Raw genomic sequence first — 16,894 nt, 5'->3', positions numbered from 1 at the left:
CAATTCATCATTCCGTCACTTCAATACAAACTGCATGCCTTTTTTGAAGTTTTTGCTGAAGATGATGAACAGGATCAGAATGGGCAGAGTTAAGAGAACAGATGCGGCATACATAGGTCCCGGATACCCTCCATACGGTCCGAACATTTGAGCCAGCAACACGTTCAATGTCAGCATCTCTTCACTGTTTACAACGAGCATATCCCATAATAATTCGACCCACCTCTCCATAAATACGAATAAAAAGATAATGGTCGTAATGGATTTGGACATGGGCAGGACAATTTTCCAAACGATCTTCCACTGGCTGGCCCCGTCGATTTTGGCTGCTTCTAATAACTCATTGGGGAGACCTCTAAAGAAGTTCGTGTACATAAAGATAGCCCAAAGATTAACTGCTTTAGGAAGGATCATTGCCCAGTACGTATCATACATACCAAAATACCGAATGAGTAAGAACAGGGGAATCAACAAGATGACCGCAGGATAAAACATTTGGAATAATATCACATTATTAATGAGGCGATTGCCTTTAAATTTAAGTTTAGCTAATGAATAACCTACAAGCAGGGCTGTGGCTATCATAAGAATGGAGGAAGTAGTACTTACGAAAACACTGTTAAAAAAAGCTCTCATCCACGGTCTGGCATTGGCTCCTTCTCCACCGAAAAACAACCACTCATACGACCTTAACGAAAACTCTGTCGGAATGATTTTGCGGTCGACCTGATCCCACGAGGCAAACGAGCCAAGAACCATATAAAGATAAGGAGAGACCATTACAATCAGCACAGTAAAAGCGACGATGTACAGTAATGTCAGTTTAAGTCTATTATTCCCAGCCATGTTTTGCCCCCCATTTCTCCAGAATTTTTCGGAACACTAAGATGGAGCCGAACGTTACAATGGAATTAATAACAGCAATCGCTGTTCCATACCCAGCATTCAATCGCTCGAAGGCTTGACTGTATATTTCCAGCTGCCACGTATGAGTGGATAAATCCGGTCCGCCGCCTGTTAGTACGTAAGGCTCGGTAAAAATACCAAACATAAGGCCGACTGCCAATATCGTTACTGTATAGAAAGATGGATACAGCATCGGAATGGTCACGTGCCAGAACTTTTTAATTCCAACCGCCCCATCCATTTCCGCCGCTTCATACACATCTTTTGGAATACTTTCCAGACCGGCAACGAAAAGAAGCGCATAATAACCTGCGAACTTCCAGGCCATCATAAGCGCAATAATTAATGGAGCTAAGATCGATGATCCCAGCCAGTCAATGTCCAGGCCAAAGGTGCCACGGAGCCATATGTTAAATGGGCTGTTGTGGGATAAGATCCCGTTAACAACAATCGCAGAAGCTACACCTGAAGCTAAGTAAGGTAAAAAGAAAGCAACAGAAAACAAGCCTTTAAATTTCGGTAAAGAGTGGATGAGCATCGCAAGTAGTAAAGCTCCGCCGACCACAATGGGCACAAACATTCCAAGGAACTTATACGTCACAAAAAAAGCAGCACGCACACTCTCACTGAAAAAAGCTTCAATAAAGTTTTGGATCCCTACAAATTCATAATCAGGAGCAATAAGATTCCAGTTGGTAAAGGCTAAATACGTCGCCCATAATAAAGGAAACAGAAAAAATATGAGTGAATAGATGAGGTAAGGGCTGGCAAACAGCCAACCCAGCCTCGCATTACTCTTATCCATTTACTCCAACACCCCATCAATGGCGTTCATCACATCTTCCCACGCCTGCTCCGCATCTTTATCTCCTTGAACTACAGGGTTTAATCCTTCCGTCCCTATCAATTCCTGGATTTCAGCGGTTTGTTCGCTGTCGATCGGAGGCACAGCGTTCGGTATATTATCCGCATACGGCTGCAGCTCAGGGTTTTCATCTAGAAATTCAGTAAAAGCCTCATTTGTCGCCAAGTCATCACGTGCAGGCGGCAGATTCGTCTGTTCAAACCACTCTAAATCGTTCTCAGAGTTTGAATACACCCAATTAATAAAATCAAATGCAGCCTGTTGTTGTTCTTCTGTTGCTGAAGCATAGATAGAAAGACCTTTAGTATCCGCAAATGTCTTCGGATTTTCTATGTCACTATCCTCAGGAACAGGAGGCATCGTCAGTTCATACGTTTCTCCCTGCTCCATTTCAGGAAACTTATCATCCCAATATGAAAAGGTCCATGGACCAGTATCCATCATGACCGTATCACCGGATTCAAAGGGGTCAGTCGCCTCACGAGTAAGAAGCATGTCTCCTTCTGCCATCTCACTAAACAATTCAAACGTCTCAATCCCTGCTTCTTCATCCGCTACAAGTTCATTCGCTTCTACAAAATTATTTCCATCAGAAGCTGCATTATAAAGCATGAAGAAATCAAACCATCTCGCTGACCAATTCGGCTTAACCAAGTCAGCTCTCGCCCAAAGATATTTATCAGGCTCTTCCTCTTTTAATGTTTCCCCCACTTCTACCACTTCTTCAAAAGTGCGTGGAGCTTCATCAAAACCTAGATCCTCTAAAATATCAGTTCTCCAGGAAAACAGCATGGGGTTGGAGTAAGCAGGCAATACAAATTGCTGATCATCTGTGAACTGCCAGGATGACATTGTCTCCTCCATTTCACGCGTTTCGATTAACTCGTCATAGCCTTCAAATTCATTAAGGGGAACAATTCCACTACTTTCAGCTAACTGAGCAGCGAATCCTCTAGAGATGTTCTCAGAAATCGCTGGAGCATTTCCAGCTGCAATCGCTGATTGGATGCCCGCTTCGGATGAAGGGCTTTCCGGCATAGGAGTGACATTAATGCTTACATTGTCTTCCTCCTCCATATACTTCTCAGCCATCTCTTCCCAAAAAGCTTCCTGAGCAGGGTTTGGTGCTGCCCAGAATTCAAATTCTACTTCACCGTCTGAACCGCCTCCATTCCCACTTCCTGATTGACAGCCAGCAGCCAAAAATCCTACAGTTATCAGCAGTAACACCAAGCGAAATTTTTTCATCATCCTTCTCCCCTTTCATTTATTGAAATCGCATTGATTAAATCAAACGGATTTGGCATAACCGCTTTATGTGCTTCAGCATCACTTACTCCTACATAAAGCTCAACCTGTCCATTCTCCAACTGGGTCATCCCGCCACTGAACAACACGTTTCTAAGGTCGGAACGTTTAGCCTCACCCTCCGGAAAATCTGAACGCGCTGCAATTATTCTCATATCAGTTAACTTATTAGACTCCCGACAGTAACGGCACACGAACGGATAATAATTTCGGTTTCCTTTATCAGCAAAGCAGGCAATATGTCCGAGTACACCTATCACTCCATTTTTTAGAAGATATAATTCATTGGCACCGCCCCATTCTTCATCTGAGAAGTGATTTTTTACGAGAGAAGCTTGATCCATAATCAAAGGGGTTAATTGTTCCAGACGTTCTACTTCGGTATAGCCGATTTTTCCACGGCCGCCTTTTTCCCCTTGAGGACGGGTAAACACTCCGATTTTATGATTTTCCAGTTCTACTAAACGAATGTCTTTCATTCCTTGGGGTCCTTCGGTAAAAGGCTGCAATCCATTAATCGAAGAGCCTTTATAAAAAACCGTTTTCCAGGAAAGACCGCCGTTTTCCCCGCGGGAGATTTTCACCCCTCCAAATACGAGCTGCCCGTGGATTTCAGTTACGAAGGGATCTTGAAGATTATAGACCGGCGCGCCCTCTCGAGGTCTCCATGCATTCCCTTCTTTTATAAAAAAGATAACGTCTGAATTCTCTGTGTCCCGGCCCTCTACTCTTCCAGCGATGACCTCCTCCCCTTGATCAAGGAAGGGGGCAGTAATGTTATAAACATCACGATCACCTACACCTGTAAACAAGAGTTTGTCTGCCTGGTTAATCGAACCATTACTTTTATAATGCTCCAGCAGCCTTTTCACTCTGAAAGTCATTAAATTCCACCACTTTCAGGTACCGTTTCATAAGTTAATTCCTCCATTAACTCCCGAAGACTTAGTTCTGCGACCGCCATGGATGTGTCTGCCACTCCATAATAAACCTGAACTTTATCATTTTGTAACGTGACTCCACACGTGAAGACTACTTGATTAAAGAACCCATTCACTTCATATTCAGCCTCAGGCACTAATATAGGCTGACGGGTTCTTGCTAATACTCTGGCTGGATTTTCAAGATCAAGCAGAACTGCCCCAAGACAGTAACGATCATTTTTATCCGCCGCGTGGTATATTTCAAGCCATCCATTTTCAGTTTTAAAAGGAACAGCGCCTCCTCCAATTCTTCCGCTATCCCAACCTTCTTCACTAAGGCCCAGCAGGTGTCTATGGTTTCCCCAGTACAGAAGATTATCTGATTCCGCAATCCAAATCTCGGGTTTCCCAATACCTTTAGGAACAGGTCGGTGCAGCGCATAATATTTTCCGTTCACTTTTTCCGGAAAGATGGCTACGTCTTTATTTTCTGGATGAAGCATGAGGCCATGCCTGGAATAACTCTTGAAATCCTTTGTAGAAATGAGCCCGACTCCTACACCTTTATCAGACACTGCACTGTACTGAATGTAGTATGTACCGCCCATTTGAGTCACTCTGGGGTCCTCGATCCCCCAGGCTTCTTCATTGGTTTCCGGGTAAAGAAAAGGCTGATCATCCACTGTAAAGTTTTGACCATCAGTACTACGTGCAATACGAATATACGAAAGTGATGTTAAATAAGCTGTTCCATCTTTTCCGCTGTAACGGATCGTACGCGGATCTGAAAAATCATACTGTGAATCTGATTTTTCAAGCTCGATAAGCCGGAGTACTCTTCCTTGCCGCGTGAAATCAATGACTGGTGCTTTAACTATATTTCGATCCTGACTATACGGTCGTTCTGCTACTCTTAATAAAAGCAGAGTTTCCCCATTATATTGAGCCACCCCGGCGTTAAACACCCCTATGACTTCGTGATTTTCATGATATGGTTTCACATCTTCGGGTGTAATTATTGGGTTGTCTGTAAAGCGTTTTACTTCCATTCCATTTCATCCCTCCAATACTTACAATCAATCGTTGTAAGCCTTTACATTTTAAATTAAAAAAATAAATCTCACATTACAAACTTGTTTTATAAATAATTTTAACGTTACTGTAATTATAAACTTATCATTAGTAATGTCAATGTAATTTTCAAATATATCACTATTAAATTTAAATAGTTGAATTTGATTTGTAATTTACGTATATTTAAAGTAACGTTACAAAATAATGGATGACAACACTATGATTCTTTTTAATAGAGAGGTTGACCTTTTATTATGGCGAAGAAAGTAACCATGCAGGATATTGCGGATTACCTGAATATATCTAAGAATTCCGTATCACAGGCGCTTTCAGGTAAACCCGGTGTAAGTGAAGAAACCCGAAAACTCGTTAAGAAAGCTGCATCAGATAAAGGCTATGTCTATAATCGTCCATCTCCTCCATCCACTGGTTATGAAGAGTACTCCTCAGGAAATATCGCTTTAATTGCATCCGAATTTGCGTTTTCCATGAGAAGTTTTTTTGGTGAAATCTACTTAAGTGTGGAAGACGAGGTAAATAGACGAAACAAACGATTACTGATACAGTCGATTAATCAGCAGTCTAAAGATAATCTTCAACTGCCTGCTTTTATTCAGAATAAACAGGTGGAAGGAGTATTGATCCTTTCACATATAAGCAATAATTACATTAACAAAGTAATAGAAACAGGCATACCTACCGTATTAATCGATCATCATCATCCAAGCATTCAAGCGGATGCTATTTTGACGAACAATCGATTTGGCGCCTATACGGCAATTAAACATTTAATTGATTTAGGTCATGAAAAAATAGCCTTTGTCGGAGATGTAGATTTTTCCCCAAGTTATCAGGAAAGGCTTGAGGGCTACTTTCTTGCATTAAAGGAACACGGCGTAAAGGTTAGAAAAGAATTTTTGTTTACAGATGCTCCAGAAGAAGGGAACGTTATTAATCATTTTATTGCGCAATTAGATGACCAGCCTACGGCATGGTTTTGTGTGAATGATGGCCTTGGCTACCATGTAAATATGGGTTTGCAAGTGCATGGAATCAGTGTTCCTGAACAGGCCTCCGTCTGCAGCTTTGATAATGGACAGTTGTCACAGCTGTCTACACCAGGCATCACCTCAATGGATATTAATTTTAAAGACTTTGGCCAAAGCGCAGTAGAAAAGCTGTTTTGGAGAATGACTAACCGTGATGCCCCCTTTCATGAAACGTTGCTTCAAGCCGAACTTATTGAGAGAGAATCTACGAAAGCCATACAACGAAAACAGCAGATCACTTAATTTGCCGATCCTTTATTTAACCACAAAAAAGCCTATTCACTAGTGAATAGGCTTCATCTTATAATTTCTCTTAGTCATTCAGTCATTCTTACAATCCTCGCAGGTTCTTGCATACATTGGAGGTGAGTCAGCAAACGGCAGATGACAGTTTTCACAAATTTCACCTTCCCTTACAGCTGCTGCATTCTCGCGGGCATTCTTGTAAATAAGAAGTTCCTCCATAAAATGATTCGCCCCCTCATTCGGTATATATTTTTCTCTACTATAGAAATAAGCATAAAGTACGGTTTACAATTACCTGCATTCTATCACATTTACATTACAATTGTAACCAAATTGTAAAATTAGTTTGAATATTACAACTTTCGACGGTACCGGGTACAGATCAATGAAGTTTGTGTACCTGGTACCACACAATTCCCAACGTGTACCCGGTACTATATAAAAAGATCATCAAAAAAACGCCTCCCTATCTGCAGGGAGGTGTTTTGTAGGTTTTTAAAATGGCTTGATAGAGAATGTTAACACCGTTCATTAATGCGGACTCATCAAAGGTCATCTGCGGGTGATGCAAGCCTGGTGTTAAGTTACACCCCAGTCCAAGCATAGTCGCTTTTAAGGATGGCTTCTTTATCGTATAAAAATGAAAATCGTCTCCGCCCGGCGTAACAAGTGGTGGTTGTAAATATTCTCCGCCAAGTGTTTCCTTAATAGCTTCACTCATAATAGCGACCGCCTCGACGTTTGTCTCAGCAGCCGCTGCTCTTTATCGCTGTCTGGTTTCTTAATTCAGGGCTCTCCTCTAACTTCCACAATAGGCCCAGCACCATGGCCATGTGAGCATCATGCCAGCAGGAATGATTCGGTTGAAATCTGCCATTTACCTCCTGCCACAACGCATCCATATCAGAGCGGACGCCTATCACCGGCAGGTTTTTGCTGAAATCTCCATACTCGCCAATGACTCCAGGGACATCTTCAAAAGTAGTCACCCTGCACCCACTTTCACGTAAAAAAGCTTCAATATATTTTGTAGTTTTGATCTCTTCCCAGCTGATTTCTGCATTACGATACAAATAACGAAAGGTTTCACGTACCCGCTGCTCAATAGGCTGTTCCAAGTTTTTCACCCTTTTTTAGGTACCTGGTACACAAAATCCATCCATCGGTACCAGGTACGCAGTCAGTGTAAAATCATTTTACCATGATGTGTGGGGATGTATGTAATAGGTGTTTGATCAATATAATGAAAAAGATAAATAGAAGTAATTAAGTTAAGGGGTGAGGGGATGAAAGTTTTTTTAATATTGTTTTGTATTTGCATAGCTGGTTTGACTGCAGCATGCAGCCCGGAAGAGGTCGACACTCAGAAGAAAGCCAGTCCTGCTGAACAAAAAGAAGTGAAAAGTGAGGAGGAAAATGATTCTTCTCAAGGTAAGGACAGCTCTACCTCAGAAGAACAGGAGGAGATAGATATTTCAGAAGCGGAAGTGGGAGAGTCGATTTCTAATGAATATTTTAAAAAAGCAACACTCATTAAAAAAGGTGAGATCAATGAATTCATTGAGCAAGATCCCTTGAGAATAAACGTGCAGCATGCCGACCTCATCTCTATTGAAGGCATTTTAGATGAATTCGAAGCTGAGCACATGACTGATTATTATGGATATGTAGAAGGAGAGCCTTTTCACTATTTGAAAATTAATTACAGCGTAGAGAATGTTTCTGATCAAAACGTGGTGTCCTACTATCCAATTTATAAAGTTGTTTTGAATACAGGAGAACAGATTGATGTGAGTACCATGGATTTCATTCAATCCTATAGTGATTCAGAGTTGTACTCAAACTCCTATCAAGACGACCTATCTCTTGGTATCCCCTTTAAATCGGATCCTGACGAGGTAACATCATTCAGGATCATTACAGATGTTATTACGGATATGGACTACAATACAATAAGAGAACCCGTTGAAGCTGAGTTTCTAATAGAATAGCATTCTTCACTTTGTACCAGGTACATCCTTCTTACTTGTGTGTACCTGGTACCACCCAATTCATTATTAGCGAATCACCGTTACAAAGGCCTCGGCCATTTTAATTAAATCAAGGTCGCAGTTTAGATCATAGCTTACTAGAAAACTCGTTGACGGCCCTCCGGATTTGCTGCAGTCAAAAGGTACCTCCCATTTCCGTTGCTCCCGCCCGTTTCGACGCTCCCATTCCCGCAGGCTGCCATCGATTCCTTTTGAGCCGACTGGTACAAGTTCATACACCCATTCCTGCTGCGTCATCTCAGCAAACAGTTCCAACGGGGCGGCTCGATCAGCACATTGGATCACTTCTTCTCCGACAAGCGGCTCCCCGATTAAAGCGAGGCCGCACCCTTGAGGAGAACAGCCTATTTTTTTATCGGCCTTCATAACTTTCCCTATCACCGTGAGACCCACGGCCGACTGATTCATAGAAAAATTGGATTCTGTACTTCCTGTTATCCCCATCTCTATTCCAAGCCGCCGGCATTGGCTGATGATCGTTTTCTCAAGCTCATTCCATGCTTCTTCCCCGGCAAAATTCATAAGATTAACGGCAAAAGGAGAAGCACCGACCGCGAGTGTATCCATAATGGCAACGCGGAACAACGCTTGAGCTACTACTTCATACGGCACCTGTACCGCGTCGTCCGGCTTAGGTCCAATTGCCCCTGCATTATCAGAAGCAATGACAAGTTCACGATCGTCTGCTTCTGCTATAAACAACGGCAGGCCCACTTATTCGTTCTCCTTTCGTTTCCCTGAGCGAAAGACTTTAGCACTTCTTACATACTCCACGTCCTTCGTCTCATTGAGAACATTCACATAGCGCGCCAGACCGAAGAAGTAATCGGACAGCCGGTTCAAATACATTAAACAGACGGGGTGGATCGTTTCTTGTTTTTGCAGGGTAACGACGAGTCGTTCAGCACGGCGCGTAATCGTACGGGCTATATGCAGAGTGGCCGAAGCGGAAGAGCCTCCAGGTAATATGAACCGCTCAAGCTCTGGTGATTTTTGAATGTAATCATCCATACGCTCCTCGAGCCAGTCGATGCTTTCCTGCTGCAGCTTATAGGGGCGGCTGGACTTCTTATTCGCGAGGTCGCTGCCGCAGTCAAACAGCTCGTGCTGAATCCGTTCAAGCTCTTCCTGGATTTCCGCAAACGTCTCCCCCTGCAGCTCGGTACGTGCTTTTCCAACGAAGCTGTTTACTTCATCCACCGTGCCATAAGCCTCGACACGCACATCATCCTTCTCCACCCGGCCGCCGATGACGCTTGTCTGACCCTTATCTCCCGTTCTCGTATACAATCTCATTATTAAAAACCTCCTATTTTAGTTGCTGCGGAATACCGTACCATATTCGGTAGACTGACTCTGCCTCTTTTATAAATTGTTGATAATGAAGTCCGACGTTGTCACGCCATTCTCGATGTTCTTTTTCCACCGGAACGATACCTCCTGTAACATCCGTTCCAATAATAATAAGTTGATGATCAGGACGGCTGTGTTCCCACTCCCACATTTTGTGAAAAAATGCATCAGCTTCAGGGAGCTTAAGTATCTGTTCGGCATGATCTATGATAACCAGAGTTTCTGTATGCTTCCATTCGCTTATTTCCCTGACAACTAAAGACTTTGAACCATAATGGTTAAGCGCCCAGTTCAGCTTGCCGTTATGCGCTCCGCCTGTAACAAAATCCACTCGTCTCCCTCCTTTATAAGCTTAAGGTGATAGGCCTCACCCGGATCAATACTCCACTCCCACATAGAATTCGTCTGCTTTGAAAAATACTGCAGCAGCGTGCGGATTACACCGCCGTGAGTGACGATTCCCACCGGCATCTGCTCATCTTGTCCTAAACAATCCAGAATTCTTCCCATGAACTTGAGCACACGGCTTCTAAATGTAGAAAAGCTTTCCCCGTTCGGGGGTGTCACGTTTTCCATATCATTAAGCCAGCATTGATATTCCGAATTCTTGTTCAGCTCTGCATACCTTTTGCCGTCAAAATCGCCAAAATGGTATTCACGCAGTGCTCGGTCAACTTGGAAGCGATCATCCACCTTCCCTGCCGTTTCGGTGCAGCGCGTCAGATCACTCGAAAAGAGCCTGCCAAACGGAGGAAGCTTTCTGCAAAGTAGGTTAATCTGACGACGACCCTGATCCGATAACGGTTCGTCACGCCAGCCGATATAACGCCTTTCTTGATTGGATGTCGTTTCCCCATGCCGGATTAAATAAAAATCCACACAATCAGCCATAACAGTGTCACCATCCCTTCTAGAGCAGCCCCGCATACATCCCCGGTAATACCGCCAAATGCACGCAGACTCCACATTTTTATCATAAATATTCCCGCAATGGCTGCCACTCCGAGAGCTATTGAAACGTTCAAGCTCGTAAGGAGAGATGCGCCGAATAAGAGGAACACACTCATTGCAGCCAGGCTCCACGTCACACCAGTCCGGTATGATTGTTGAAAAAAAGAGCTTAAACCCGTGTTTTTAGCTGAAGGCACATGACCGAGTACGCCGACCATCGCCACACGCGCCAGTGCTGGAATGAGTACAAGCAACCACAGGGCGGAAGCTTCTGAACGAAATGATTCATACATAAAAACGAAGCGTAGGGCGAGCACTGCAAGTAAAACGAGGACACCGAATGCGCCGGTACGCGGGTCCTTCATAACGTCCAGGCGTTTGTCCCGCTCCTTATAGGAGAAATATGCGTCTCCTGTATCCATCAGACCGTCAAGGTGAAGTCCCCCGCTCAACACTATCGGTATGGTTAACGCCACAATGACTAAAGTGACAGGACTCATCACCGGTTGCAAAGCAGTAATGAACAGTAAATTCACAGCACCAAACCCTAATCCAATTACAGGAAGCCAGCTTAATGAAGCTCGTACACGTGAAGGAGTCGGTTCAATTTCACGGTGAACCGGAATGATTGAGAAAAATTGGAGCGTAAACAATACACTGAGAATAAGGTTCTTCATGAGCCGCTTCCCTCGATGATCTCTCTCAAGGTTTGCGTATCAAGATGTGCTTCCAAATGGTCAGCAAGCCGGTCGTACCGTTTCTGACGCTCTGCCAGCCTTAGGATCGGCAGCTCAGGGAGTCCAGCTTTCCTTCGTAAACGGTTCAGCCACTCTGTCCTCCATTCGTCGTTATGGAAACAATCGTGCATATAAGTGCCGATGAGACGCCCATTATCCACACTGATCCCTTCAGGACCGTCCAGCAATTCGAGAAAAGGTGCTTCAATGACTCCCTCGGTACGTCCGAGGTGAATTTCATAGCCCTTCATCGCTGCTGCCGCAAATCCGCTTTCTTCATGGGTTTGTCCCTTCACACGAATCGTTTGTTTTTTACTAAGGAATGTAGTCTTTAAAGGAAACAAGCCGATTCCGCTGATTCCATGCTCGTCCTCCGGGTTTTTATACATCGTTTCACACAACACCTGATAGCCGCCGCAAATGCCCACAACCGTACCTGTCCCGGCGTACGTTTGTACAGCTTCGGTTAATCCGAGCTCCTCAGCCGTAAGGAAGTCTTCGATAGTGCTTCTCGTCCCCGGTAGAATCAAGGCGTCAGGATCACCAAGGTCTTTAAAGGATTTGACATAGCGGATCGATACATCCGGTTCATGAGCGAGCGGCATTACATCTGAATTGTTCGCTGTGTAAGACCAGTGAATGACAGCGATATCGAGCGCTTTTTCTTGAGCTGACCGTACGTTTTGAATTGTTAATGAGTCTTCTCCTTCAATGCCATGGTTCTCTAAATGAGGCACGACACCGAGCACAGGGATACCCGTACGCTCCTCCAGCCACTTTACGCCGTCATCAAACAGTTCACGCTGTCCACGGAATTTATTAATGATCAGCCCTTTTACACGTCGGCGGTGCCTCTCCTCAAGCAGTTCAAGCGTACCGACAATGCTTGCGAATACCCCTCCGCGGTCAATATCAGCTGTTAAAATGACCGGCACATCCAGCAAATCGGCAATGGCCATATTGACGAGCTCCCGGTCATTTAAATTAATCTCCACAGGACTTCCTGCTCCTTCAATGACGAGCGTGTCGTATTCTTCTGCGAGTTTTTCCGCTGACTCACAAATAACTTGTTTTCCTCTTTCATACCCTTGTTCACGGTACTCGCTTCCTGACCAGACGGTTTGACTCACGCCGCGCAGAATCACTTCAGACCGCTGATCGCTCGTCGGTTTTAATAAAATTGGATTCATGTCTACCGTGGCCTCGACTCCTGCCGCTTCTGCCTGAACACCCTGGGCGCGCCCGATTTCTTCTCCTTTAACCGTCACGTAAGCGTTATTGGACATGTTTTGTGATTTAAACGGAGCGACGTTCACCCCCTCCCGTGCAAGCAAGCGGCACAAACCAGCGGCAATCCAGCTTTTGCCGACGTTCGATGCCGTCCCTTGAACCATCACACCCTTCATCGTTCCACCCCCTTATGAAAATACGGCTGGCCGAATACCATTTCGACCGCTTGATCACTATGCTTTACGAGCCATTGGTTCATCTGCCCAAGCAAGTATATATAATCCCTTACCATGGTAAATGATGATGGCATACCGCGGCTTACATCATTAGAAACAATAACGAGATCCCCCGGCTGTTGAAGAAGCTTCCCGAGCCGCTTACTCAGCCCCTTGGCCAGCTTCCCGGGCGGTATCTTCTCATGCTTCATCATTTCATTTGTCACCCAAGTCGTTAGACAGTCGATTAACACAGCATCGCTGCTGGAGAAGGCAAGCTCGTGTAAATCTGTCGGCTGTTCCCATGTCGTCCATGCCCGCTCACTGCGTTGACGGTCCTGCTGATGACGGGTGACCCGCTCTTTCATCTCCTCATCCGTCACGACACCTGTCGCAACGTAATGCAGGTTTTTGCATGAACTTGCAAGCAGCAGCCGCTCCGCAAATCTTGTTTTCCCGCTTCTTACGCCGCCGCAAATAAAAGTAATCATACGCTCCACCCCGCAAGCGTCTCGAACAATGCATCGTTGGCTTCCCTGTAGCTGATACTGAAACGAAGATACTCTCCGTCCATGCCAGGAAAATTGTATGTATGCCGCGCAGCAATCCCTTTTTCCAGCAGATAAGGCAGCAGTGTTTCTCCGAGATTCGGCCAGCCTCCAAGCAGGTAGAAATTCACACTCGTGTTTGAAATCGTAAAACCAAGACGGTGAATCTCAGGAAACATTCGTTCTTTTTCTAACTTCACAAATTCCCTGGTTTGCCGCCGAAATTCATGGTCCTGTGCACTTTGTGCCCCGACGGTTTGCGCCAGCCCATTGACACTCCACGCAGGCTGGAACGCTGCGATCTTCTTAATCAAACGAGGATCACCCGCGAGATAGCCGATTCGCAGGCCCGCCACAGCGTACATTTTTGTCAAGGACCTCAGCACGAGCAGCCTCGGAAACTCCTTCACGTACGGGAGCAGCGTCGGCTCTTTTTCAACAAAATCGTAAAAAGCTTCATCAACCAACAGGTGGGCTTTCATATGCTCAAGCAAAAATAACAGTTCATCAAGCTCATAATGCACACCCGTCGGATTGTTAGGGTTACAAATGACAACAAGGTCAGCATTCGTGGCTTTTTCCACTACCCGTTCCACCGGCAGCCGCCATGCCTCTGCTTCTGTCAGGAACACTGACTTTACTTGACAGCCGTACGTTCCAGCGATAGTGCGGTATTCGGAAAACGTCGGTTCGACGATGAGCACCCTTTTCCCGGCAAACAGCTGACCGATCAGCATAAGCAGCTCAGAAGCCCCGTTCCCGGCAAGAAGATGACGGCCAGGTACCCCTTCTTCCTCTGCGAGCACACGAATCAGCTGCCCGCACCCTGGATCCGGATAATCAAGAGCCGTCGCATACAGCTCATCCCATTCCTCCTTCAGCCACTTCGGAGGACCGAGCGGATTGACGTTGACACTCAAATCATACGTTACCGGCGGCAAGTCCATTTTTTCTGTTAAATAGTGCGGGTTAGCGCCATGAGACGGCCATTTCAATGAGAACCCCTCCGATCCATAGAAAAATGAGAAAATATACAACCGCCCGCATCATCAGTTTCGTAGATTGCAGGATGTGATACGCCTGCAATTCTTCCCGTGGAACACCGATAACCGGCCGATACGAAGCTTCGCCGAAATAATAATTTTTACCACCCAGTTGAATACCAAGTAGTAAAGCAAATGCCGCTTCCCCCCAGCCACTGTTAGGGCTGGGATGACGCTCAGCCTGGTGAGGCAGCAGTCGGAACACCTCTTTCTTTTGATGATACCGAGACCGCTCTCCCAGCAGTAATAACCATGCTGTCATCCTTGCGGGCAGATAATTGACGACGTCGTCAAAACGCGCCGACGCCCATCCGAACTGCCGGTACCGTTCATGACGGTAGCCGACCATTGAATCACAGGTATTCACTGCGCGGTACACCATCGCCAAGGGAGCACCTCCGACGAAAGCGAAAAACAAGGGGGCTGTCACTCCGTCGCTTGTATTCTCTGCAACTGTTTCTACCGTTCCCCTTGTGATCCCGGCTTCTCCCAGCTGTTCCGTATCCCGCCCGACGATCATAGCTAACTGCTGGCGTGCCCTGATAAAATCTTTTTCAATTAATGGCTTGTACACAGCGGCTGCGGCCTGTTTCAGCCCTTTACCGGCAATCGTTGTCCAGATCAGCACGGCTTCTAAGAACAAACCAGCTGTAAAATGAAGCTGATAACCGCCCCAGACTAAGGCTGACGAGATTGCAAAGACGCATCCACACACCATCAGCAGCATCATGCTTCCTTTTAAACGACGGTAACTTCCTTGATTCCACTTTTTCTCAAGATAGGCAATGAGCCGGCCGATCATAACGACAGGGTGCGGCAGCCAGCGCGGATCACCGAGCCACAAATCGAGGAAAAAGGCGAGTGTTAGCGCGATTAAATGAGACGTCATGGTTGTTTACCTATAGATGAATTTTTTATAGCTTCTACAGTTGCTTCGTAGACGGTTCGGCCGATACAGCTTCCGAGCGGTGTAATTGTGCCCGCATATTCAAGATGGACTCCTGTCTGCGTAGCGGCGACGAGCATGCTGTCGGTCGATGTACCTGTCGCAGGTGTTCCCGTTAATCGATCGGTAATCTCACAATCAGCGAAAGCTTTTGTTTTGGCTTCGGTCGCTGTAATGATGGCCTGAATAAAGGCCTGTTCTGAAAGCTCTCCTTCAACGAAAACCCATGTGTTCACCGTTCCGGGAGCTGGAGTGAAGCCGTGTTTTGCCCCGTAAAGTACATCTACCGCATTGCTTAAGCCCGCTGTCACGATGACCAGCAGCGAAAAACCATCCTCCTGAACGCAGCGGCTCGCATAATTCGTTACGTATGCGGCGGTCATCATCGCAAGCGTGTCATACTCCGGCAGGTCCCATTCTTTGAACTTTTCCTTCATTAATTCATCCGGTGCCTCACAGCTGAAGCTTTTTTCCACGTGATAATTGACAAAATGTTGATACCAGCCGAAACCAGCCCCGACAACAGCGGAAGAATATGTCTTAAGCGGACGGTCGGTTTGAAACAGCAGCTTTTCTTCACTCACTTGCAGAAGATCCGGGCTGACCGTGGAAGAATACTTTAATGTATAATCGGGCAAAACGTTCATTTGCGGACTGGCCACTGTCGGATTGGCATACACATCGATCGCCGATTGGTAGACTCCTTCAAGCAAGGGCCTCTGCATGACTGCAACGGGCGTTCCCATTTTCTTAATGCTGCCTTTTTCCATGAGCAGGAGCCGGTCGCAATAGAGACTTGCAATGTTTAAATCGTGAAAAATGGACACTACCGTAAGTCTGTCGTTGTTAGTGAGCGCTTTCAGCTCATCGAGCAGCTGCTTTTGATAGCTGAAGTCGAGGTGATTCGTCGGCTCATCAAGCAGAAGAACATCCGGCTCCTGGCTTAACGCCTGGGCCAAATAGACGCGCTGCCGTTCACCACCGCTAAGCTGTGTAATCGGAAGATGCTTCATTTCATCTAATCCTAACTGGTGTAAGATCCGCTCCACCACCTGCTCGTCTTCCATCGACGGCTGCTTGAATAAACCAGATTGGTAGGCGTAGCGTCCCATCATCACAGTTTCCTGAACGCTGTACGTAAAGTAGCTCTGCTGCAGCTGCGGCAATGTCGCCACTTTCCTGGCCAGGCTATTTCTATCATATTGATCAATCGTGCGGCCGTCGATCGAAACTGTGCCCCTCCACAACGGCAGCACACCGCTCATCATTTTAAACAGTGTCGTTTTCCCGCATCCATTAGGACCGGCCACTCCAAAAAATTCTCCCCTGGCTACGGAAAAATCAACTTGATTCACGATCGTTCGATCTCCATATCCTCCGCTGAGGCTGTTGACTTCTATCATCACGTGCGGCTCACCCTCCTTTCGCCCATAAAAGACTGTTTTTGGC

General features: G+C 45.7%; 20 protein-coding genes. 2 read left to right on the top strand and 18 right to left on the bottom strand.

Annotation, left to right across the window (positions count from 1 at the left end):
- Positions 1-15: 15 nt before the first annotated feature.
- Genes LF822_RS13105 through LF822_RS13085 form a run of 5 tightly spaced genes read right to left on the bottom strand, consistent with a single transcriptional unit; the run spans position 16 to position 5,051 of the window.
- Positions 16-846, bottom strand: coding sequence for a carbohydrate ABC transporter permease (locus LF822_RS13105; protein ID WP_253924513.1), 831 nt, complete (start codon positions 844-846; stop codon positions 16-18).
- Positions 833-1,711 (bottom strand): carbohydrate ABC transporter permease, encoded by an 879-nt coding sequence (locus LF822_RS13100; RefSeq protein ID WP_253924512.1) that lies wholly within the window; start codon positions 1,709-1,711, stop codon positions 833-835. Before LF822_RS13100 ends, LF822_RS13105 begins: the two co-directional genes overlap by 14 nt.
- A complete protein-coding gene (locus LF822_RS13095; RefSeq protein WP_253924944.1) occupies positions 1,712-3,019 on the bottom strand; it encodes an extracellular solute-binding protein in 1,308 nt (435 codons plus the stop codon). It abuts the gene before it with no gap.
- Positions 3,019-3,963, bottom strand: a complete 945-nt coding sequence (locus LF822_RS13090) for a DUF1861 family protein (RefSeq protein WP_253924511.1) — start codon at positions 3,961-3,963, stop codon at positions 3,019-3,021. The genes LF822_RS13095 and LF822_RS13090 overlap by 1 nt, the downstream gene beginning before the upstream one ends.
- Positions 3,963-5,051 carry a BtaManbiosPhlase gene (locus LF822_RS13085; protein ID WP_253924510.1) on the bottom strand — a complete coding sequence of 363 codons (1,089 nt, stop codon included), beginning with the start codon at positions 5,049-5,051 and terminating at the stop codon, positions 3,963-3,965. The genes LF822_RS13090 and LF822_RS13085 overlap by 1 nt, the downstream gene beginning before the upstream one ends.
- 279 nt (positions 5,052-5,330) lie before the next feature.
- On the opposite strand from LF822_RS13085, the gene LF822_RS13080 reads away from it, so the two are divergent.
- Positions 5,331-6,368: a LacI family DNA-binding transcriptional regulator gene (locus tag LF822_RS13080; RefSeq protein WP_253924509.1), complete on the top strand. Its 1,038-nt coding sequence runs from the start codon at positions 5,331-5,333 to the stop codon at positions 6,366-6,368.
- A 78-nt stretch (positions 6,369-6,446) separates the two neighbouring features.
- On the opposite strand, the gene LF822_RS13075 is transcribed toward LF822_RS13080, so the two are convergent.
- The 3 genes from LF822_RS13075 to LF822_RS23235 all read right to left on the bottom strand — a co-directional run bounded on the left by LF822_RS13075 (position 6,447) and on the right by LF822_RS23235 (position 7,489).
- Positions 6,447-6,590 carry a hypothetical protein gene (locus LF822_RS13075; RefSeq protein WP_253924508.1) on the bottom strand — a complete coding sequence of 48 codons (144 nt, stop codon included), beginning with the start codon at positions 6,588-6,590 and terminating at the stop codon, positions 6,447-6,449.
- A gap of 247 nt (positions 6,591-6,837) precedes the next feature.
- Positions 6,838-7,092, bottom strand: a complete 255-nt coding sequence (locus LF822_RS23240; RefSeq protein WP_483867091.1) for a M20/M25/M40 family metallo-hydrolase — start codon at positions 7,090-7,092, stop codon at positions 6,838-6,840.
- Between the two features lie 25 nt (positions 7,093-7,117).
- Positions 7,118-7,489, bottom strand: coding sequence for a hypothetical protein (locus tag LF822_RS23235; RefSeq protein ID WP_483867090.1), 372 nt, complete (start codon positions 7,487-7,489; stop codon positions 7,118-7,120).
- A gap of 168 nt (positions 7,490-7,657) precedes the next feature.
- Between LF822_RS23235 and LF822_RS13065 the strand changes: the two genes are divergently transcribed.
- Positions 7,658-8,362 (top strand): hypothetical protein, encoded by a 705-nt coding sequence (locus LF822_RS13065; protein WP_253924507.1) that lies wholly within the window; start codon positions 7,658-7,660, stop codon positions 8,360-8,362.
- A 66-nt stretch (positions 8,363-8,428) separates the two neighbouring features.
- On the opposite strand, the gene LF822_RS13060 is transcribed toward LF822_RS13065, so the two are convergent.
- The 10 genes from LF822_RS13060 to LF822_RS13015 are packed head-to-tail and all read right to left on the bottom strand — an operon-like array spanning position 8,429 to position 16,848.
- On the bottom strand, positions 8,429-9,136 hold the full coding sequence (locus tag LF822_RS13060) for an AIR synthase related protein (protein WP_253924506.1): 708 nt from the start codon (positions 9,134-9,136) through the stop codon (positions 8,429-8,431).
- Entirely contained in the window at positions 9,137-9,718 is a 582-nt protein-coding gene (locus LF822_RS13055; RefSeq protein ID WP_253924505.1) for a cob(I)yrinic acid a,c-diamide adenosyltransferase, read from the bottom strand.
- 13 nt (positions 9,719-9,731) lie between these two features.
- A complete protein-coding gene (locus tag LF822_RS23120) occupies positions 9,732-10,106 on the bottom strand; it encodes a bifunctional adenosylcobinamide kinase/adenosylcobinamide-phosphate guanylyltransferase (RefSeq protein WP_253924504.1) in 375 nt (124 codons plus the stop codon).
- Positions 10,067-10,666: a histidine phosphatase family protein gene (locus LF822_RS13045; protein WP_253924503.1), complete on the bottom strand. Its 600-nt coding sequence runs from the start codon at positions 10,664-10,666 to the stop codon at positions 10,067-10,069. Before LF822_RS13045 ends, LF822_RS23120 begins: the two co-directional genes overlap by 40 nt.
- Entirely contained in the window at positions 10,639-11,403 is a 765-nt protein-coding gene (gene cobS / locus LF822_RS13040; RefSeq protein ID WP_253924502.1) for an adenosylcobinamide-GDP ribazoletransferase, read from the bottom strand. The genes LF822_RS13045 and cobS overlap by 28 nt, the downstream gene beginning before the upstream one ends.
- Complete coding sequence (locus LF822_RS13035) at positions 11,400-12,869, bottom strand: cobyric acid synthase (RefSeq protein WP_253924501.1); 1,470 nt, start codon at positions 12,867-12,869, stop codon at positions 11,400-11,402. The genes cobS and LF822_RS13035 overlap by 4 nt, the downstream gene beginning before the upstream one ends.
- Positions 12,866-13,399 (bottom strand): bifunctional adenosylcobinamide kinase/adenosylcobinamide-phosphate guanylyltransferase, encoded by a 534-nt coding sequence (locus tag LF822_RS13030; protein WP_253924500.1) that lies wholly within the window; start codon positions 13,397-13,399, stop codon positions 12,866-12,868. The genes LF822_RS13035 and LF822_RS13030 overlap by 4 nt, the downstream gene beginning before the upstream one ends.
- On the bottom strand, positions 13,396-14,451 hold the full coding sequence (locus LF822_RS13025) for a pyridoxal phosphate-dependent aminotransferase (protein ID WP_253924499.1): 1,056 nt from the start codon (positions 14,449-14,451) through the stop codon (positions 13,396-13,398). Before LF822_RS13025 ends, LF822_RS13030 begins: the two co-directional genes overlap by 4 nt.
- On the bottom strand, positions 14,426-15,388 hold the full coding sequence (gene cbiB / locus LF822_RS13020; protein ID WP_253924498.1) for an adenosylcobinamide-phosphate synthase CbiB: 963 nt from the start codon (positions 15,386-15,388) through the stop codon (positions 14,426-14,428). The genes LF822_RS13025 and cbiB overlap by 26 nt, the downstream gene beginning before the upstream one ends.
- Complete coding sequence (locus LF822_RS13015; RefSeq protein WP_253924943.1) at positions 15,385-16,848, bottom strand: adenosylcobinamide amidohydrolase; 1,464 nt, start codon at positions 16,846-16,848, stop codon at positions 15,385-15,387. Before LF822_RS13015 ends, cbiB begins: the two co-directional genes overlap by 4 nt.
- Positions 16,849-16,894: the final 46 nt, after the last annotated feature.

The sequence above is a fragment of the Halobacillus sp. A5 genome (assembly GCF_024189315.1).
Classification (GTDB): Bacteria; Bacillota; Bacilli; order Bacillales; family Halobacillaceae; genus Halobacillus_A.
The sequence above is the reverse complement of the archived record's forward strand: the minus strand, read 5'-3'. Positions and strand labels throughout refer to the sequence as shown.

Bases quoted from the DNA above. Each gene is read 5' to 3' on its own strand.
- LF822_RS13105 (WP_253924513.1), bottom strand. From the start codon at position 846: ATGGCTGGGAATAATAGACTTAAACTGACATTACTGTACATCGTCGCT.
- LF822_RS13100 (WP_253924512.1), bottom strand. From the start codon at position 1,711: ATGGATAAGAGTAATGCGAGGCTGGGTTGGCTGTTTGCCAGCCCTTAC.
- LF822_RS13095 (WP_253924944.1), bottom strand. From the start codon at position 3,019: ATGAAAAAATTTCGCTTGGTGTTACTGCTGATAACTGTAGGATTTTTG.
- LF822_RS13090 (WP_253924511.1), bottom strand. From the start codon at position 3,963: ATGACTTTCAGAGTGAAAAGGCTGCTGGAGCATTATAAAAGTAATGGT.
- LF822_RS13085 (WP_253924510.1), bottom strand. From the start codon at position 5,051: ATGGAAGTAAAACGCTTTACAGACAACCCAATAATTACACCCGAAGAT.
- LF822_RS13080 (WP_253924509.1), top strand. From the start codon at position 5,331: ATGGCGAAGAAAGTAACCATGCAGGATATTGCGGATTACCTGAATATA.
- LF822_RS13075 (WP_253924508.1), bottom strand. From the start codon at position 6,590: ATGGAGGAACTTCTTATTTACAAGAATGCCCGCGAGAATGCAGCAGCT.
- LF822_RS23240 (WP_483867091.1), bottom strand. From the start codon at position 7,092: ATGAGTGAAGCTATTAAGGAAACACTTGGCGGAGAATATTTACAACCA.
- LF822_RS13065 (WP_253924507.1), top strand. From the start codon at position 7,658: ATGAAAGTTTTTTTAATATTGTTTTGTATTTGCATAGCTGGTTTGACT.
- LF822_RS13055 (WP_253924505.1), bottom strand. From the start codon at position 9,718: ATGAGATTGTATACGAGAACGGGAGATAAGGGTCAGACAAGCGTCATC.
- LF822_RS13045 (WP_253924503.1), bottom strand. From the start codon at position 10,666: ATGGCTGATTGTGTGGATTTTTATTTAATCCGGCATGGGGAAACGACA.
- cobS (WP_253924502.1), bottom strand. From the start codon at position 11,403: ATGAAGAACCTTATTCTCAGTGTATTGTTTACGCTCCAATTTTTCTCA.
- LF822_RS13035 (WP_253924501.1), bottom strand. From the start codon at position 12,869: ATGAAGGGTGTGATGGTTCAAGGGACGGCATCGAACGTCGGCAAAAGC.
- LF822_RS13030 (WP_253924500.1), bottom strand. From the start codon at position 13,399: ATGATTACTTTTATTTGCGGCGGCGTAAGAAGCGGGAAAACAAGATTT.
- cbiB (WP_253924498.1), bottom strand. From the start codon at position 15,388: ATGACGTCTCATTTAATCGCGCTAACACTCGCCTTTTTCCTCGATTTG.
- LF822_RS13015 (WP_253924943.1), bottom strand. From the start codon at position 16,848: ATGATAGAAGTCAACAGCCTCAGCGGAGGATATGGAGATCGAACGATC.